This is a genomic window from Serratia sp. YWN4 (genome assembly GCF_055790845.1).
Map to the genome: position 1 here is coordinate 2552359 of NZ_CM147696.1, position 18088 is coordinate 2570446.

An 18088-nucleotide genomic window follows, 5' to 3' on the forward strand; every position below is an offset into this window, starting at 1 on the left:
TATGGCGCTTACTAAAGCTGAAATGTCAGAACACCTGTTTGAGAAGCTCGGGCTTAGCAAACGGGACGCCAAAGATCTGGTAGAACTGTTCTTTGAAGAGGTCCGTCGGGCTTTAGAGAACGGTGAGCAGGTAAAACTGTCAGGTTTTGGTAATTTTGATTTGCGTGACAAGAACCAACGTCCGGGACGCAACCCGAAAACCGGTGAGGACATTCCGATTACGGCGCGCCGCGTGGTCACTTTCCGTCCGGGGCAAAAACTAAAAAGCCGGGTGGAAAACGCGAGCCCGAAAGAATAAGTTGCGTAACACCAAAAAGGCCGCGTTTGCGGCCTTTTTCTTATTTCATACAGAGTCATAATTTGAACGGTGACATTATGTGGGAATATCTTGTTACCTGTTTTTTATTATTTTCATTACTGTTACCCATGGTCATTTCTATTACTCAGGAACGTGGTGTTACCCTATTTCTCACTAACATGGAAACAGTAGGCAATCTTACCAATTATATTTACTGCTACAAATGCACTTGATGATATTTACAGAGCATTCCTATATCGCTTTATTTTAATAGTACGCTGAAAATAACTCAGGGGTCATAGTCTCTGGGTTAATGATAGTAATGACCCGAGCCACCACCGTGTGAACCGCCGCCATGGCCGCCACGCGGGCCGAAACAGCAGGCAGACAGAGCCGTAGTGAGCAAAGCTATGGCTAATAAAACCCCAATGCGCTTAATCATAATAATACCCTTAGATGAGTGTCAGATGATTATAAATAACCATGGCGAAATCAGTGCGTCAATTATTCGTTAAGCTCTGTTAGCGTATGTATTAATTAAATAGGGATGGTGACAATGTAGGGATTGTGTAAAGGGCGCGAAAACGATCTGAAAATAGGCTTTGAAGCGATAGGCGTGAAATAGCTGCACTGATATAACCTTCTCAGTTTTGCAATAAAGAGAGATTATCAATGAAAAAGATCCTGTTGCTGGTGTGTTTACCTCTGCTGCTGCCGGTGGCAGCCCAGGCGAATGTCTCTATTGATATCAATGTACCTGGTGTTTCACTGCACCTGGGCGATCAAGACAAACGTGGCTATTACTGGGATGGCTATGACTGGCGTCCGCCACAGTGGTGGCATGCGCATCAGGGGCAGAGTGTCGGGGAACGGAATGAACGCGGCATGTATTGGGATGGCGGGCGTTGGCAGCCATCGGATCCTCGCGGCCATGCTGAGCGCGGCAGGAATCCGTTCCATGGCGATCGTAACAATGATCGTAATGCGCACGATGATGGCGATCGTGGCAATAACCGCAACGATAGCCATAATGCCCACAGTCGGCCTTATCCACAAAACAACAACGATCCGCGCCACTAATTGATTCACCCGCGGTTAGTATTGCCATCACCTGTTGGGTGATCGGCAGTGCTAGCCGCTGTTTTCCTGGCCGATCTGCGACACAACCCTTTCCCTCACGGCGCTAACCTCTTAATATTCGCTGCAAGATGTTAATTATCAGGCCATGACAACGGTCTGCAGGAATTGTTGCGCCTATGCCTACCCACCAAACGTTCACGTTATTGCAGCAAAATCAGCGCCAACGCGATAAACGCCATTTGTCACTGTTGACGCTGGGCGTTGTGGTGGCTTTTGTCTTCAGCCTGAGTGCCGGGGATGTCTGGATCTGGCCCACTCAGTGGCTGAGTGAGTCTGCGCGGCTATTTGTCTGGCAACTGCGCCTGCCGCGAGCGCTGGCGGTCATGTTGGTGGGGGCCAGCTTGGCAGTTGCGGGAGCGGCGATGCAGGCGCTGTTTGAAAACCCGCTGGCAGAGCCTGGATTGCTTGGTGTGGCGAATGGGGCTGGCGTGGCACTGGTTCTGACGGTGCTGTTCGGCAACGGATTATTGCCGGTTGCCTTGATGAGCCTGAGTGCGATCCTCGGCGCACTGGTGATGACCTTCCTATTATTGAGCTTTGCCCGCCGTCGCCGAATGAGCAATGCACGCCTGCTATTGGTGGGAGTGGCGTTGGGCATTGTCTGTAGCGCCATCATGACATGGGCGGTTTATTTCAGCTCTAGCCTCGATCTGCGGCAACTGATGTATTGGATGATGGGTGGTTTTGGTGGGGTCGACTGGCGGCAAAAATGGTTGCTGCTGATATTGTTGCCGGTGCTGCTGTGGCTATGCGCGCAGGGTAAAGCGCTAAATCTGATGGCGCTGGGTGAAATTCAGGCCCGGCAACTGGGGCTTTCTCTTCATCTGTGGCGCAACTTGTTGGTGCTGGCGATCGGCTGGCTGGTGGGAGCCAGTGTGGCACTGGCAGGGGTGATTGGTTTTGTAGGCTTGGTGATCCCTCATATGCTACGGCTCAGTGGCTTGACCAACCAGCGCTTCCTGTTGCCCGGCTGTGCGTTGGCAGGGGCCGGCGTGTTGCTGGTGGCCGACGTCGTTGCGCGTATCGCGCTGCTCTCCGCAGAACTCCCCATCGGCGTAGTGACTGCCACACTGGGCGCACCGCTATTTATCTGGTTACTGACTCGGTCAAAAAGCGTAAGGTAAGTGAGCTACCGCTATGAACCGGTGGCACTTTCTCTGCTTCACCTGCAAATAAAACCATAGGATAAAATCTGATGAGTAAGCCAATTTATGCCGTTCCGCTGCAAACTATTGAAAACCAGCCGACTACCTTGGGTGTGTATCAAGGGAAAGTGCTGCTGGTGGTTAACGTTGCTTCGGAATGTGGCCTGACCAAGCAATATGAAGGTCTGGAAAAACTCTATGAAGCCTATCATGAGCAAGGTTTTGCCGTGTTGGGTTTCCCGTCCAATGAGTTTCTGGGGCAGGAACCCGGTACTAATGAAGAGATCCTGGCCTTCTGCCGCGGTACTTTTGGCGTCAAATTCCCGATGTTTGCCAAAATTGAGGTGAATGGTACGAATCGTCATCCGCTTTATCAGGCATTGATTGCCGCACAATCACAGGCTGTCACCCCTGAAGGCAGTGAGTTTTTAGAGCGTATGAGCAGCAAGGGGCGCGCACCAAAACAAACGGGCGATATCCTGTGGAACTTTGAGAAATTCTTGATTGGCCGCGATGGCACGGTGATCCAGCGTTTCTCTCCCGATATGACGCCGGAGGATCCGGTCGTGATACAAGCGGTCAAGCTGGCGCTGGCGAAGTAAAGAGGCCATTAAAACATGCTGCAACTCAGCCAGGTGGGAATAGAAGGTCGTTTTGCCCCTTGTTCAGGGCAAATCAGTGCTGGGTTGCAGGTTCACCTGATCGGCCCTAATGGTGCCGGGAAAAGTACGCTGCTGGCAAGGCTGGCAGGGATCCTGCCGGGGCAGGGGGAAGTTCTGTTGTCGGGCAGGCCAATGGATGATTACCCAGGTTATGAATTGGCGATGCGCCGCGCTTATCTCTGCCAGCAGCAGCCACCTGTTGCTCTGATGCCGGTATTCCAATACCTCGCTTTGCATCAACCTGTGGGTTCGGATGAACGTGAGTTAGAAAACACCATCCTTTATTTATCTGAGCGCTTGAAACTGTCAGACAAGCTATCACGCATGCTGACTCAGTTATCCGGTGGCGAATGGCAGCGGGTGCGTCTGGCTGCGGTTCTGTTGCAGGTGTGGCCTACTGTCAACCCACATAGCCAGTTACTGTTGCTTGATGAGCCCACCAATAGCCTGGATGTTGCGCAGAAAGTGGCGCTTGACCGCCTGTTGCGGGAGTTTTGTCACAGCGGCCGCAGTGCGCTGATCTGTGCACATGATTTGAACCATACGTTGCAGCAGGCCGATAGTGTCTGGTTATTGCATGCTGGGCGGCTGGTGGCACAAGGGAGTACGCACAACGTGATGGAGCCAGAGATGCTGTCACGTATTTATGACGTTGATTTTCACTTACAGGCGTTGGGTGACCAGCGTTGGATTATGACCAAAACGGCATAGCTGGATTTTTTTGCTGCTATTTTAATCAGTTAGATTTTTGATAGATCGCCTGCAAATCATCAATCTATTATCTGATTCTTCCCCCAAAAACAGATTCTTTCGTTGAAAAACGTCAATGGCGTGCTACGCTAGACGCGGTAAATAGAAAACTATAATAACGCAACATTTTGATTGCAATGAGTATTTTTATTTTTGTCAATGGCAATGTCTTTCGGAAAACTTCCTGACAGTCATTTACAGCTTAAGGTTTAGTTAAGCTTACCGACGTACATTGGCAGTTTACCCACCAGGAATCATTCTCTCTGGCGTTTAACATTGGTTAAATGAAACAGTTTTACAGTGGCTTAAAGAAATTCGAGACGTTTGAGGTCTAACTATGGATCAATTCCTGCCTTTTTCACGCCCGGCTATTGGTGATGAAGAAATTGCGGCGGTAGAAAAGGTACTGCGTTCCGGCTGGATCACCACCGGGCCACAGAATCAGCAGTTGGAAAGTGAGTTTTGTAAAACCTTCGGATGTAAACATGCTGTTGTCGTTTGTTCTGCGACCGCAGGCATGCATGTCACCTTAATGGCACTGGGTATTGGGCCAGGTGATGAGGTAATTACGCCTTCGCAGACCTGGGTTTCCACGCTAAACATGATCGAACTGCTTGGCGCAACGCCTGTGATGATCGATGTTGACCGCGATACGTTAATGGTCAGCGCCGCCGATGTAGAAGCAGCAATCACGGCACGTACCAAAGCGATCATTCCTGTTCATTATGCAGGTGCGCCATTACCGATGGATGCGCTGCGTGATGTGGCCGAACGTCATAAGATCCCCCTGATTGAAGATGCGGCCCATGCGGTGGGCACTCGTTTTAATGGCGAGTGGGTCGGCGCACGCGGTACTGCGATTTTCTCCTTCCATGCGATCAAAAACCTGACCTGCGCCGAGGGTGGCTTGATTGCTACCGATGATGACGCATTGGCCGATCGCGTGCGTTGCCTGAAGTTCCACGGTTTGGGGGTAGACGCCTTCGATCGTCAGTTGCAAGGGCGCAAACCGCAGGCTGAAGTGGTTGAACCGGGCTATAAGTACAACCTTTCCGATATTCACGCCGCGATTGCCGTAGTGCAACTGGCGCGCCTGCCGGAACTGAATGCGCGGCGCAAAGCGTTGGCTGAACGTTACCTCGAGGCGCTGAAAGATTCTCCTTTCCAGCCGTTGGGGTTGCCGGATTACCCGCACGACCACGCATGGCACCTGTTTATGGTCCGCGTTGATGCGGAACGCTGTGGCATCGATCGTGACCAACTGATGGAACGGTTAAAAGACGTCGGTGTGGGCACCGGCCTGCATTTCCGTGCCGCCCATACGCAAAAATTCTATCGTGAGCGTTATCCGCAGCTTTCGTTGCCTAATACCGAATGGAATTCGGCGCGTTTATGCACCTTACCGCTATTCCCTGATATGACCGAAGCTGATGTCGATCGCGTGGTCAATGCCTTATCTTCTGTTGTGGAGTCATCTCGTGTCTCGCGCTGAACCGATTAAGAAAGTTTCGGTGGTCATCCCGGTATTCAACGAGCAGGAAAGTTTACCTGCGTTGCTGGAACGTACCACTGCCGCCTGTAAGCAATTAGCCCAACCCTATGAAATTATTCTGGTTGATGATGGTAGCAGTGATAATTCTGCCGAGATGCTGACGGCGGCCGCTGAACAGCCAGACAGTTGCATTATTGCGGTATTGCTGAATCGTAACTACGGTCAGCACTCTGCCATCATGGCCGGTTTCAATCAGGTCAGTGGCGATCTGGTGATCACCCTGGATGCCGATCTGCAAAACCCGCCAGAAGAAATTCCCCGCTTGGTCAGCGTGGCGGAAGAGGGATATGACGTAGTGGGTACCGTGCGTGCCAACCGTCAGGATTCCTGGTTCCGCAAGTCGGCTTCGCGCATGATCAATATGATGATCCAGCGCGCGACCGGTAAGTCGATGGGTGATTACGGCTGCATGCTGCGTGCTTATCGTCGTCATATTATTGAAGCGATGTTGCACTGTCACGAACGCAGTACCTTTATCCCCATTCTGGCGAATACTTTCGCCCGGCGCACCACTGAAATCGAGGTGCGTCACGCCGAACGTGAATTCGGTGATTCCAAATACAGCCTGATGAAGCTGATCAACCTGATGTATGACCTGATCACTTGCCTGACGACCACGCCGCTGCGTTTGCTCAGCGTTGTCGGCAGTGTGATTGCGTTGTCCGGGTTTGTCTTGGCGGTGTTGTTGATCGCCCTGCGTTTGATCTTGGGGCCTGAATGGGCGGCGGGCGGGGTGTTCACTCTGTTTGCGGTGCTTTTCACCTTCATTGGCGCACAGTTTGTCGGCATGGGTTTGCTGGGGGAGTACATCGGCCGGATTTACAATGATGTCCGCGCCCGCCCTCGTTATTTTGTTCAGAAAGTGGTCGGCGATAAGCAGACCCAAAATACTCAGGAAGAAGAATGATGAAAGCTATTGTATTTGCTTACCATGATATCGGCTGTGCTGGCTTACAAGCACTGACTGAAGCGGGCTATGACGTGAAGGCAGTGTTCACCCATACCGACGATCCTGGTGAAAACAACTTCTTCTCTTCTGTTGCCCGTCAAGGGGCTGAGCTGGATTTACCGGTGTATGCGCCGGAAGACGTGAACCACCCGCTGTGGGTTGAGCGTATCCGCGAATTACAGCCTGACATCATTTTCTCTTTCTACTACCGCAACATGCTGAGCGAAGAAGTGCTGGCGCTGGCACCGAAGGGCGGTTTTAACCTGCATGGTTCACTGTTACCACGCTATCGCGGGCGTGCGCCGGTTAACTGGGCGCTGCTGAATGGCGAGACAGAAACCGGCGTCACGCTGCACAAGATGGTCAAGCATCCAGATGCGGGCGACATCGTCGGCCAGCAAACAGTGGCTATCACAGACAGCGACACCGCGCTGACGTTGCATAAGAAAGTGTTGGAAGCTGCACAGAGTTTGTTGAAACAGCAACTGCCAAAGCTGAAAAACGGCACGGCAACCTTTACCAAGCAAAATGAAGCAGAGGCCAGCTATTTTGGCCGCCGCACCGCCGCCGATGGCGAGATTCAGTGGCATAAATCCGCCCGCGAGATCGACAATCTGGTGCGCGCCGTAACCGAACCTTACCCAGGTGCCTTCAGCTATCTTGGCCAGCGCAAACTGACCGTGTGGCGCTCACGCGTGCTGGACACCCAGCATGGCAAACAGCCGGGTACCGTGTTGAGCACTTCGCCGCTGATCATTGCCTGTGGTGATGGCGCGTTGGAGATCGTCGCAGGCCAAAGTGAATCTGGCTTATACGTGCAGGGTTCGCGTCTGGCGCTGGAGATGGGCATTGTTACCGATGTGCGCCTGGCTCCGAAGCCAAGTGCGGCCATGAAACGTAGAACCCGTGTGCTGATCCTCGGGGTTAACGGTTTTATCGGTAACCACCTGACTGAACGTCTGCTGCGTGAAGATCGCTATGACATCTATGGCCTGGACATTGGTTCCGACGCCATCAGCCGGTTCCTGGATAACCCGCGCTTCCACTTTGTGGAAGGGGATATCAGCATTCATTCCGAGTGGATCGAGTATCACATCAAGAAATGTGATGTGGTATTGCCGCTGGTGGCGATCGCTACACCGATCGAATACACCCGTAATCCACTGAAAGTGTTTGAACTGGATTTTGAAGAAAACCTGAAAATCGTCCGTGATTGTGTGAAGTACAACAAACGCATCATCTTCCCATCCACCTCTGAAGTTTACGGTATGTGTGATGATAAAGAGTTTGATGAAGACAATTCGCGTCTGATCGTGGGGCCAATCAGCAAGCAGCGCTGGATTTACTCCGTGTCTAAGCAGCTGTTGGACCGCGTAATCTGGGCTTATGGCGCGAAAGAAGGCCTGAAGTTCACGCTGTTCCGTCCGTTCAACTGGATGGGGCCACGCCTGGATAATCTGGATGCGGCACGCATTGGCTCTTCACGTGCTATCACTCAGTTGATCCTCAACCTGGTTGAAGGTTCGCCGATCAAACTGGTTGACGGTGGTGCGCAGAAGCGCTGCTTTACCGATATCAATGACGGCATCGAAGCGCTGTATCGCATTATTGAAAACCGTCATGGGCAGTGTGACGGTCAGATCGTTAACATCGGTAACCCGACCAATGAAGCGAGCATTCGTGAACTGGCGGAAATGCTGCTGGAAAGCTTCAACAACCATCCGTTGCGTGGCAATTTCCCACCGTTTGCCGGTTTCAAAGACGTGGAAAGCAGCAGCTACTACGGCAAGGGTTATCAGGACGTTGAACACCGTACCCCAAGCATCAAAAATGCGCGCCGTTTGCTGGACTGGCAGCCAACCATCGCCATGCAACAGACCGTTGCCGATACGCTGGATTACTTCCTGCGTACCACGGTAGAGGAAGGTAATGGTGCATGAAGAAGGTCGGCCTGCGAGTTGATGTAGATACCTTCAGCGGCACCCGTGAAGGGGTGCCGTGTTTGCTGGAGCTGTTCGATAAGTACGATATTCAGGCCAGCTTCTTCTTCAGTGTTGGGCCGGACAATATGGGGCGCCACTTGTGGCGCCTCCTTCGTCCTCAATTTCTGATGAAAATGCTGCGCTCAAATGCGGCTTCGCTGTACGGCTGGGATATTCTGCTGGCGGGCACTGCCTGGCCGGGGCGTAACATCTCCCGCTCGTTAGGGCCGTTGATGAAACGTACCGCCGAGGCGGGTCATGAAGTGGGGCTGCATGCCTGGGATCATCAAGGTTGGCAGGCTCGAGTGGCGCGCTGGTCGGAACAGGAATTGACGCGGCAAGTGCAGTTGGGCGTTGACGCACTGACTGCGAGCACCGGGCAACCGGTCAAGTTCTCAGCAGTGGCTGGCTGGCGTGCCGACCAGCGTGTTGTCGAGGTGAAGCAGGGCTTTGATTTTCAGTACAACAGCGATTGCCGTGGCACACACCCGTTTCGTCCGCTATTAAACAACGGTCAACCTGGAACGGTGCAAATTCCCGTCACACTCCCTACCTTTGATGAAGTGATTGGCAGCGAAGTCAGCATCGCCGACTTCAATGACTACATTCTGCATGCGATCGAAAACGATCGGGGCGTGCCGGTGTACACCATTCATACCGAGGTGGAGGGGATGTCTCAGGCGGCCATGTTTGAAGATCTGTTGCAGCGTGCGCAGCAGCAGGGCATTGAATTCTGCCCGCTGAGTGCCTTGTTGCCACAGGATCCGTCGTCGCTGCCGTTGGGCCGCATCACGCGAGCCCCCTTTCCTGGCCGTGAAGGCTGGTTAGGCTGTCAAACTGAAGTAGAGGAAAAAGACGTTTCATGAAAGCGCTGAAAGGAACCTGGGCCATGGTATTGGCCATTTTTTTTGCCCTAGTCTATCTGATTCCGCTCAATGGACGCCTGTTATGGCAACCCGATGAAACCCGCTATGCCGAGATCAGCCGTGAAATGCTGGCGAAGGGCGATTGGGTCGTCCCTAATCTGCTTGGCCTGCGGTATTTTGAAAAACCGGTAGCAGGTTACTGGTTCAACAACGTTAGCCAGTGGCTATTTGGCGATAACAATTTTGCCGTGCGCTTCGCTTCGGTATTCAGTACCGGCATGGCTGCACTGCTGGTGTTTGCACTGGCGTGGTTGATGTGGAAGAACGCGCACCGTGCCTATCTGGCGGTGTTGATCTTCCTGTCGATGTTCCTGGTATTCAGCATCGGGACTTACAGCGTGCTCGATCCGATGATCTCGCTGTGGCTGACGGCGGCGATGGTCAGTTATTACCTGACGTTAAAAGCCACCACCACCAAAGGCAAACTCGGGGGCTACGTGCTGCTCGGCTTGGCCTGTGGCATGGGCTTTATGACCAAAGGATTCCTGGCCTTGGCGGTGCCGGTGATTGCGGTGATCCCGATTGTGATCCAGCAGCGCAAAATCAAAGAATTGCTGATTTACGGGCCCATCGCGGTGGTGGTTGCTGTGCTGCTTAGCCTGCCGTGGGCGCTGGCGGTGGCCCAGCGTGAACCGGATTACTGGAACTATTTCTTCTGGGTTGAGCATATTCAGCGCTTTGCCGAAGAGAATGCCCAACATAAAGCCCCTATCTGGTATTACTTGCCGATCCTGATTGCCGCCGTGTTGCCATGGCTGGCGCTGTTGCCCGGTTCACTGGTCAAAGGCTGGCGTGAGCGCGCTCAGCGCCCAGAGCTGTTCTTCTTGTTAAGCTGGGTGATGATGCCGCTAATTTTCTTTAGTATCGCTAAAGGTAAATTACCGACTTACATTCTGCCGTGCATGGCCCCGTTGGCCTTGCTGATGGCGGCCTATGCGGAAGATTGCGTGGCGCAATTGCGCACCCGGATATTCAAGGCTAATGCGGTACTAAATGGTCTGTTTGGCCTGATTGGTATTGTGGCGCTGTTATTGATGGGCTTCGATTTATTGCCTAAAGTGCATCTGTTCACGTCAGAAGAACATCCGAAAATCATTCTGGGTATCATCGCGTTTGGTGGCTGGCTGCTGTTTGCCGTGATCTCTGCGCGCAATAATGCACAGCGTTGGACGTGGGCTGCGGCCTGTCCGTTGCTGCTCTGCTTGCTGATTGGCTATGCCATTCCGCAGCAGGTGATTGACTCCAAGCAACCGCAAAACTTTGTGCGGGCCAATCTGCCGGTTCTGAGTCAGAGCCAGTATGTTCTCGCCGACAACGTAGGTGTGGCAGCAGGGTTGGCCTGGGAATTGAAGCGCAGCGATATACTGATGTTCAGCCAGCGGGGTGAGGTTTCCTACGGCCTGAATTACGAAGATTCACGCAGCCACTACATCCGCGATGAAGATTTCCCGCAGTGGCTGGAGCAGGCACGCAAGCAGGGCGATGTGTCACTGGTGCTGCATCTTTCCCGTGGTGAACATGTACCGCAGGATCTCCCAGCGCCAGATAGCGTTACCGAAATGCATCGCCTGGCCCTGTTGTGGTACAAGCAGCAGCCATGATGGCCTACGGGTTGGTGATTCTGGTCAGCCTGCTGACCTGCGCAGGGCAGCTATGCCAGAAACAGGCGGCCCAAACCTGGGAACAGGCGGTAGAACGACGCTTGAACACCACTCTGCGTTGGTTGGCGCTGGCAGTGATCTTTCTGGGGTTGGGCATGCTCATCTGGCTCAACGTGTTGCAGCGTTTGCCGCTCAGCGTGGCCTACCCGATGCTCAGCCTCAACTTCGTGCTGGTCACTTTGGCAGCACGCTGGCTGTTTAATGAACCCACCACGCTGCGCCACTGGTGCGGCGTGTTTTTGATTATGCTGGGGATACTGCTGATGAGTCTTAATCCATGAAAGGCTATGCTTGGGGAGCCGCCAGTGTCTTCCTTGTGACGTTGGCACAATTGCTGATGAAATGGGGCATGGCGCAGATCCCGCTCTTATCATTTGCAGATATTACGCTGGCGTTATTACGTCATCATTGGCTGGCGTTACTGGCAGTCAGTGGTGGCATTTTCGGCTATGCCTTGTCGATGCTGTGCTGGTTCTTTGCATTGCGTTACCTGCCACTGAATCGCGCTTACCCGTTATTGAGCGTCAGCTATGCGTTGGTCTATCTGGCCGCGGTGATCCTGCCTTGGTTTAACGAATCGGCGACTTTGCTGAAAACGCTGGGAACCCTGTCGATCCTGTTTGGTGTTTGGTTGATTAACAGCAAGGCGAAGGTCAAATCCCCCCAATAGCGGACAAATCCTCGATATCTCCTTCACAACGCTTGTCTTTTTCCTGTCTTGCGAGATAAATCGGCGCTATCCTTATTTAAATTACTCAGTGTTGGCTCTGTGGCAACGTATTCAGTGAAGGGAACGATGCGATGCGTGTGTGGTTTTTATTAGTCAGCTTGATTCTGGCCGGTTGCAGCAGCCATGCGCCACCGCCGAATGGCCGCCTGTCCGATTCAATCGTGGTTGTCGCGCAACTGAATGAGCAATTACGCCAATGGTATGGCACCCCGTATCGCTATGGTGGTTTAGATCAAGGCGGTGTCGACTGTTCCGGCTTCGTCTACCGTACTTTCCGCGATCGTTTTGACCTGCAATTGCCACGTTCTACGGAACAGCAGACCGGTGTCGGCACCAAAGTATCGCGTGATGAACTGTTGCCGGGCGACCTGGTATTCTTCAAAACCGGCAGCGGTGAGAATGGCCTGCATGTCGGCATCTACGATACCAACGACCAATTTATCCACGCTTCCACCAGCCGTGGTGTAACGCGTTCCTCGCTGAACAATGTGTATTGGCGGAAAGTCTACTGGCAAGCGCGCCGAATCTAGCGTGTAACCTGTTGCGCTGGTGTATCATGGCAGCATCACATTGTTATTGGTGAATGCCATGAATTCCTTACGTTTATTAATTTCTGACTCTTACGATCCTTGGTTCAACCTGGCGGTTGAAGAGTGTATCTTCCGCGAAATGACGACGCAGAACATCCTGTTCCTGTGGCGCAATGCGGAAACCGTGGTCATTGGCCAATCACAGAACCCGTGGAAAGAGTGTAATACCCGGCGGATGGAGCAGGACGGCATTCGCCTGGCACGGCGCAGCAGCGGCGGTGGTGCGGTGTTTCACGATCTCGGTAATACCTGTTTTACCTTTATGGCGGGCAAGCCGGGTTACGATAAAACCGTTTCAACCGGCATTATTCTGCACGCGCTGGCGCAGTTGGGGATTAACGCGGTAGCTTCCGGGCGCAACGATCTGGTGGTAGATACGGCCGACGGGGTTCGCAAAATATCCGGTTCTGCTTATCGCGAGACGCAAGATCGGGGCTTCCATCATGGCACTCTGCTGCTGAACGCCGATCTCAATCGCTTGGCTGATTACCTCAACCCCGATCCTAAAAAGCTACAGGCGAAAGGTATTACTTCCGTTCGCTCTCGCGTCGCCAATCTGGCGGAATTCTTACCAGAGATTCACCATCAGCAGGTTTGTGACGCTATCATCCAGGCATTTTTTGCCCACTATGGTGACAGTGCACCCGCGGAAGTGATCTCACCGGATGTTTTCCCCAACTTACCTGATTTTGAACAACAATTTGCTAAACAGAGCAGTTGGGAATGGAATTTCGGTAAAGCGCCTGCGTTCAGCCATCTGCTGAATGAGCGTTTTAGCTGGGGAGGCGTAGATATTTTCTTTGATGTGGAAAAGGGCACGATTGTACGGGCGCAGATCTTTACCGACAGCCTTAATCCTGCCCCTTTGCAGGCTTTGGCCACGATGCTGGTGGGGTGCCCTTATCGCAGTGAGGCGCTGGCAGCCTGTTGTGAGCGTCTGCAATTGCAGTTTCCGCAGCAATCAGACGAGCTTTCTGCGTTACGTGACTGGTTGATGGAAACGATCAAATAGCGTTATCGGGCAGATGAAGAGTATGGGACGGGGAAACCTGTCCTTTTTTATGCTATCAACGCTGGCAGATAGTTAACTGCTGCTGTTTTATTGTCTTGATTGGGGTAAATGCATTGGTAGTACAGATATGGCAAAAATCAAGGCAGTGATGACTTGGTCGCTCTGATGCACGGTGTAACAGAAGTTATTTATACATAAATAAAATTAATGATTAAGTGGTATTCCCAATATTGAGAGAGTTCCAGATGACATTCTCTCGGCTTCCCCTTTTTTAGGATTTTTCTAAATAAATCAGTAATGATAAATAAAATGGGCGGCGGGCTTGCACGCCATAAACTCAAGTAGAATAGAAATCACTCTTCCGCTGGTTTCCTAGCCTTAAGATAAATTAATTTATAATTAAACTATTTATGGTTTTAACATAGCTTTAAACTATTGATTTATTGATAATGTATTGGTAATTACATTAAAATTTACGATTAATCTTAGGTGGGGTTGAGCGATAGAATATATTGATATAGCATTGAATAATCGCCGTTAATCCTTTGGCATTAAAATGAAAGTTAAATTTGAAGCTGACTTTATTAGTCATTCTGTCTTCCACCCGGTTTACTCAATGGAAGGAAGATTACTGGCGGTGGAGATCCTCAGTCGTTTCAATAGCCCGGATGGCGATCTGGCAATGCCGATGGAAATTGGGGTTAATTTATTATCCCCTGAACAACGGATTGAATTATTTAATGAACAATTGCTGCTGGTTGAACAGCAGGCATCATGGTTCGTTGAGAATGACGTATTATTAACCATCAATATTGAAGAAACCATTGCTGATGTGCTTATTAGCAACCTTGTGCTACGCCAGCGTGTTCAGCAATGGCCGTTTATTAATTTTGAGATCAGCGAGAGTTTCCCTCATCTTTCTGCGGGAAAAAACAATCAAACGGTCAGGTTATTGAGTGAATATTTTACCCTGTGGCTGGATGATTTTGGCTCGGGTAAAACAACGCTCACGGCACTGTATGATGGCCTGTTTGACTACGTAAAAGTAGATAAACGCTTTTACTGGCAGCTGTTTACCCATCCGGGTTATGACGTGGTTATTGATTCGCTATTGAAAAATATCAATCTGCTCTGTAAGGGGGTGATCGTTTGCGGAATAGAAAAAAAAGAGTACTTCAATAAACTCAGAAACGCTGGTGTTTTAGGTCTACAGGGGTTTTTATGGCCTGTCATTAGTGTGGATAATCTACGAACTCTGCGAAGGATTGATGCGGGATTCGATAGCAATAGCTGATTATTTCTAACACACCTAATGAGGTTAACAATGGACGGAATGATTGTTCTCGTGATCCCAGTCTTGTTATTTATCGCGATTTTTTCGTTCGCAAAGCATTTTTTTGGTCAACGTGGTAAAGCATTAAAAATTTCCCGGCGTCGCCGGTAATGCATTCACCTCTGCCTGGTAAACAGGCAGAGCGTTATCCCTGCAATTCCTCCGTATTAATCAGCGTGCTCAGGCTCTACACTGAAGGTAATGGAGGGCCTATGCCACAGTTTGAAAATACTTATTATCAGCAGTTGCCCGGTTTTTACACCGAGTTGAATCCAACGCCACTCAAAGGTGCTCGCTTGCTGTACCACAGCCAGCCGTTGGCCTGTGAGTTGGGTTTGGATGACAGCTGGTTTACACCGGAAAAAACGCCAGTTTGGGCAGGGGAAACGCTGTTGCCGGGCATGCAGTCATTGGCGCAGGTTTACAGCGGCCACCAGTTTGGTTCCTGGGCTGGGCAGTTGGGCGATGGCCGAGGGATTTTACTGGGTGAACAGAGGTTGGCGGATGGTCGCCGCATGGACTGGCACCTGAAAGGGGCGGGTTTGACGCCTTATTCGCGCATGGGGGATGGCCGGGCGGTGCTGCGTTCGGTAGTCCGCGAGTTTTTGGCCTCTGAAGCGCTGCATCATTTGGGGATCCCCACTACGCGGGCGTTGACCATCGTAACCAGCGAACAACCGGTATTTCGCGAACAACCAGAGCGGGGAGCGATGCTGCTGCGCGTAGCAGAAAGCCATATACGCTTTGGTCATTTTGAGCATTTCTATTACCGCAAGCAGGCAGATCAGGTGAAGCAACTGGCGGATTTCGTGATTGCCCATCACTGGCCGCAATGGGTTGAAGAAAAAGAGCGTTACTCGCTGTGGTTTACCGAGGTGGTAGAACGTACCGCGCGCCTGATTGCCCATTGGCAGACAGTCGGCTTTGCGCACGGTGTGATGAATACCGATAACATGTCCATCCTCGGCCTTACCCTGGATTTCGGGCCTTATGGCTTCCTTGATGATTACAAACCGGATTACATCTGTAACCACTCGGATCATCAGGGCCGTTACGCTTTCGATAATCAACCGGCGGTCGGGCTGTGGAACCTGCACCGGTTGGCGCACACGCTTTCCGGCCTGATGACAACCGAACAGTTACAGGATGCGCTGGCGGCCTATGAACCCGCGCTAATGCAGGCTTATGGCGAACAGATGCGCGCCAAGCTGGGCTTTTTCACGCCGTCGACGCTGGATAACGATCTGCTGACTGGCCTGCTGCGCCTGATGGCGCAGGAAGGGCGTGATTATACCCGCACGTTCCGCCTATTGAGCACGGTTGAACAGCAGCAGGCGCAATCCCCGCTGCGGGATGAGTTTATCGATCGCGCCGCGTTTGATCATTGGTATCAGCAATACCGCCTGCGCTTGCAGCAAGAACAAGTGAGCGATGCCGAGCGTCAGCAAGCGATGAAGGCGGCGAATCCGCGGTTGATTTTGCGCAATTATCTGGCTCAGCAGGCGATCGAGGCGGCGGAACAACATGATGTCAGCAAACTGGCACGGCTGCACCAGGCATTGTTACAGCCGTTTGCTGATGATCCGCAATATGACGATCTCGCCGCGTTGCCGCCAGACTGGGGCAAACATCTGGAGATTTCCTGCTCGAGCTAAGGCTCAAGCAGTTTTTCTATGTGCTCGGGCAAGCGTTCTGGCTTGGTGAACGGGGCAAAACGGGTAATTCGAGCACCATCCGCAGTGAAGAGAAACTTGGTGAAGTTCCACATGATACGCTGGCTGCCCAGCAGACCGGGTGCCCGGCGTTTCAATTCGCTAAACAGTGGGTGGGCGTCTGCACCGTTAACGTCGATCTTGCTGAATAGCGGGAAGCTAACGCCATAATTCAGATTACAAAATTCGGCGATTTCCAGCGCGTTACCCGGCTCTTGTTTGCCAAATTGATTGCAAGGAAACCCGAGCACCACCAAGCCACGTTCGCGGTAGCGCTGCCAGAGATTTTCCAGCCCTTGATACTGAGGGGTAAAACCACATTGGCTGGCGGTGTTGACTACCAGATAAACCCGAGCGGAGAAGTCAGCCAGCGTTTTGAACTCGCCCTGCAAGGTGACGCAGGGGATAGATAACAAAGAGTTGTTCATACAAGGGCTCCGCATTTCTGCTGGTGGGGCGTGAGACACACCCCACTCAAGGCGATCAGAAACGAGTATCCACCGCATCTGCCAACATTGCCAGCAACTGTTCGCTGTCGGACCAGCTCAGGCAAGGATCGGTAATCGACTGGCCATAGGTCAACGGTTGGCCGCTGACGATTTTCTGCGTACCCTCCACCAGGAAACTTTCCGCCATTACGCCAGTAATCGCCACTGAACCAGCCCGGATCTGCTGGCAGACGTTCTCTGCCACTTCCAACTGGCGGCGGTGCATTTTCTGGCAATTACCGTGGCTGAAGTCGATCACCAAATGCTCCGGCAGATCGAACTCGCGCAGGCTGTCGCAGGCGGCCACCACATCATTGGCGTGATAGTTCGGCTTTTTGCCCCCGCGCATGATGATGTGGCCAAATGGGTTACCGCTGGTCTGGTAAATGGTCATCTGGCCGTGCTTGTCGGGCGACAGGAACATATGGCGGGCACGAGCTGCGCGGATGGCATCGATGGCAATACGGGTATTACCGTCGGTGCCGTTCTTGAAGCCCACCGGGCAGGAGAGCGCCGAGGCCATTTCGCGGTGTACCTGGCTTTCCGTGGTGCGTGCGCCAATCGCCCCCCAACTGATCAAATCGGCAATATACTGGCCGATCACCATATCTAGAAACTCGGTGGCGGTGGGCAGGCCGAGCTGGTTAACGGCCAGCAACAGCTTGCGGGCCATTTCGATCCCACGATTGACCTGAAAGCTGCCATCCAGATCGGGATCGGAGATCAGCCCCTTCCAGCCGACCACGGTGCGCGGTTTTTCAAAATAGGTGCGCATCACGATTTCCAGGCGATCCTGATAGCGTTCACGCAAAACGTTCAAGCGGCCAGCATAATCGGCAGCCGCATCCAGATCGTGAATGGAGCAGGGGCCAATAACTACCAGCAAGCGGCGGTCTTCGCCCATCAGGATGTTTTCAATACGTTTGCGTGACGCTGTCACGTTATTGGCAATGGCGTCTGAGATCGGCAACTTTTCCGCTAGCGCTTGAGGCGTAACGAGATGGTCGATGCGCGCGGTTCGCAATTCATCTGTTTTGTGCATGATTTTCTCTAAAACTGTTCTTCGCTACGGCAGGAATACCGGGAAGTGATGACGATCACAATAACGCAAAAATCGCTGAATTCAACCGTAGAAACCCGGTTCTGTTGAGCAAATTC

At 52.2% G+C, this 18088-nt stretch carries 18 protein-coding genes; 16 read left to right on the plus strand and 2 right to left on the minus strand.

Annotated features, from left to right (window positions below; all coding sequences use genetic code 11):
• The first annotated feature begins 1 nt into the window (after nt 1).
• The 16 genes from ihfA to ACX9GT_RS12255 all read left to right on the plus strand — a co-directional run bounded on the left by ihfA (nt 2) and on the right by ACX9GT_RS12255 (nt 16385).
• Complete coding sequence (gene ihfA / locus ACX9GT_RS12180; protein ID WP_004943604.1) at nt 2-298, plus strand: integration host factor subunit alpha; 297 nt, start codon at nt 2-4, stop codon at nt 296-298.
• Between the two features lie 672 nt (nt 299-970).
• On the plus strand, nt 971-1378 hold the full coding sequence (locus ACX9GT_RS12185) for a DUF2502 domain-containing protein (protein ID WP_473191296.1): 408 nt from the start codon (nt 971-973) through the stop codon (nt 1376-1378).
• Nucleotides 1379-1554: 176 nt separating this feature from the next.
• Entirely contained in the window at nt 1555-2562 is a 1008-nt protein-coding gene (gene btuC, locus ACX9GT_RS12190; RefSeq protein WP_473191297.1) for a vitamin B12 ABC transporter permease BtuC, read from the plus strand.
• Nucleotides 2563-2633: 71 nt separating this feature from the next.
• A complete protein-coding gene (locus ACX9GT_RS12195; RefSeq protein WP_473191298.1) occupies nt 2634-3185 on the plus strand; it encodes a glutathione peroxidase in 552 nt (183 codons plus the stop codon).
• Between the two features lie 15 nt (nt 3186-3200).
• Nucleotides 3201-3956 (plus strand): vitamin B12 ABC transporter ATP-binding protein BtuD, encoded by a 756-nt coding sequence (gene btuD, locus ACX9GT_RS12200; protein WP_473191299.1) that lies wholly within the window; start codon nt 3201-3203, stop codon nt 3954-3956.
• A 376-nt stretch (nt 3957-4332) separates the two neighbouring features.
• Nucleotides 4333-5487: a UDP-4-amino-4-deoxy-L-arabinose aminotransferase gene (gene arnB / locus ACX9GT_RS12205; protein ID WP_473191300.1), complete on the plus strand. Its 1155-nt coding sequence runs from the start codon at nt 4333-4335 to the stop codon at nt 5485-5487.
• Nucleotides 5474-6454, plus strand: a complete 981-nt coding sequence (gene arnC / locus ACX9GT_RS12210) for an undecaprenyl-phosphate 4-deoxy-4-formamido-L-arabinose transferase (RefSeq protein WP_473191301.1) — start codon at nt 5474-5476, stop codon at nt 6452-6454. The genes arnB and arnC overlap by 14 nt, the downstream gene beginning before the upstream one ends.
• Complete coding sequence (gene arnA / locus ACX9GT_RS12215; protein ID WP_473191572.1) at nt 6454-8436, plus strand: bifunctional UDP-4-amino-4-deoxy-L-arabinose formyltransferase/UDP-glucuronic acid oxidase ArnA; 1983 nt, start codon at nt 6454-6456, stop codon at nt 8434-8436. The genes arnC and arnA overlap by 1 nt, the downstream gene beginning before the upstream one ends.
• Entirely contained in the window at nt 8433-9344 is a 912-nt protein-coding gene (gene arnD, locus ACX9GT_RS12220) for a 4-deoxy-4-formamido-L-arabinose-phosphoundecaprenol deformylase (RefSeq protein WP_473191302.1), read from the plus strand. The genes arnA and arnD overlap by 4 nt, the downstream gene beginning before the upstream one ends.
• Nucleotides 9341-11005 carry a lipid IV(A) 4-amino-4-deoxy-L-arabinosyltransferase gene (gene arnT, locus ACX9GT_RS12225; protein WP_473191303.1) on the plus strand — a complete coding sequence of 555 codons (1665 nt, stop codon included), beginning with the start codon at nt 9341-9343 and terminating at the stop codon, nt 11003-11005. The genes arnD and arnT overlap by 4 nt, the downstream gene beginning before the upstream one ends.
• Nucleotides 11002-11346 (plus strand): 4-amino-4-deoxy-L-arabinose-phosphoundecaprenol flippase subunit ArnE, encoded by a 345-nt coding sequence (gene arnE, locus ACX9GT_RS12230; protein ID WP_473191304.1) that lies wholly within the window; start codon nt 11002-11004, stop codon nt 11344-11346. The genes arnT and arnE overlap by 4 nt, the downstream gene beginning before the upstream one ends.
• Entirely contained in the window at nt 11343-11735 is a 393-nt protein-coding gene (gene arnF, locus ACX9GT_RS12235) for a 4-amino-4-deoxy-L-arabinose-phosphoundecaprenol flippase subunit ArnF (RefSeq protein WP_473191305.1), read from the plus strand. Before arnE ends, arnF begins: the two co-directional genes overlap by 4 nt.
• 131 nt (nt 11736-11866) lie before the next feature.
• Nucleotides 11867-12325: an NlpC/P60 family protein gene (locus ACX9GT_RS12240; RefSeq protein ID WP_473191306.1), complete on the plus strand. Its 459-nt coding sequence runs from the start codon at nt 11867-11869 to the stop codon at nt 12323-12325.
• Between the two features lie 58 nt (nt 12326-12383).
• Complete coding sequence (locus ACX9GT_RS12245) at nt 12384-13397, plus strand: lipoate--protein ligase A (protein WP_473191307.1); 1014 nt, start codon at nt 12384-12386, stop codon at nt 13395-13397.
• 556 nt (nt 13398-13953) lie between these two features.
• Nucleotides 13954-14691 carry an EAL domain-containing protein gene (locus ACX9GT_RS12250; protein ID WP_473191308.1) on the plus strand — a complete coding sequence of 246 codons (738 nt, stop codon included), beginning with the start codon at nt 13954-13956 and terminating at the stop codon, nt 14689-14691.
• Between the two features lie 251 nt (nt 14692-14942).
• Nucleotides 14943-16385, plus strand: a complete 1443-nt coding sequence (locus tag ACX9GT_RS12255) for a protein adenylyltransferase SelO (RefSeq protein ID WP_473191309.1) — start codon at nt 14943-14945, stop codon at nt 16383-16385.
• Here the strand turns inward: ACX9GT_RS12255 and ACX9GT_RS12260 are convergent.
• Together ACX9GT_RS12260 and ACX9GT_RS12265 are read right to left on the minus strand one after the other, a co-directional pair.
• Nucleotides 16382-16870, minus strand: a complete 489-nt coding sequence (locus tag ACX9GT_RS12260) for a glutathione peroxidase (protein WP_473191310.1) — start codon at nt 16868-16870, stop codon at nt 16382-16384. The genes ACX9GT_RS12255 and ACX9GT_RS12260 overlap by 4 nt on opposite strands.
• Nucleotides 16871-16925: 55 nt before the next feature.
• Nucleotides 16926-17972, minus strand: coding sequence for a 3-deoxy-7-phosphoheptulonate synthase (locus tag ACX9GT_RS12265; protein ID WP_473191311.1), 1047 nt, complete (start codon nt 17970-17972; stop codon nt 16926-16928).
• Nucleotides 17973-18088 lie beyond the last annotated feature (116 nt).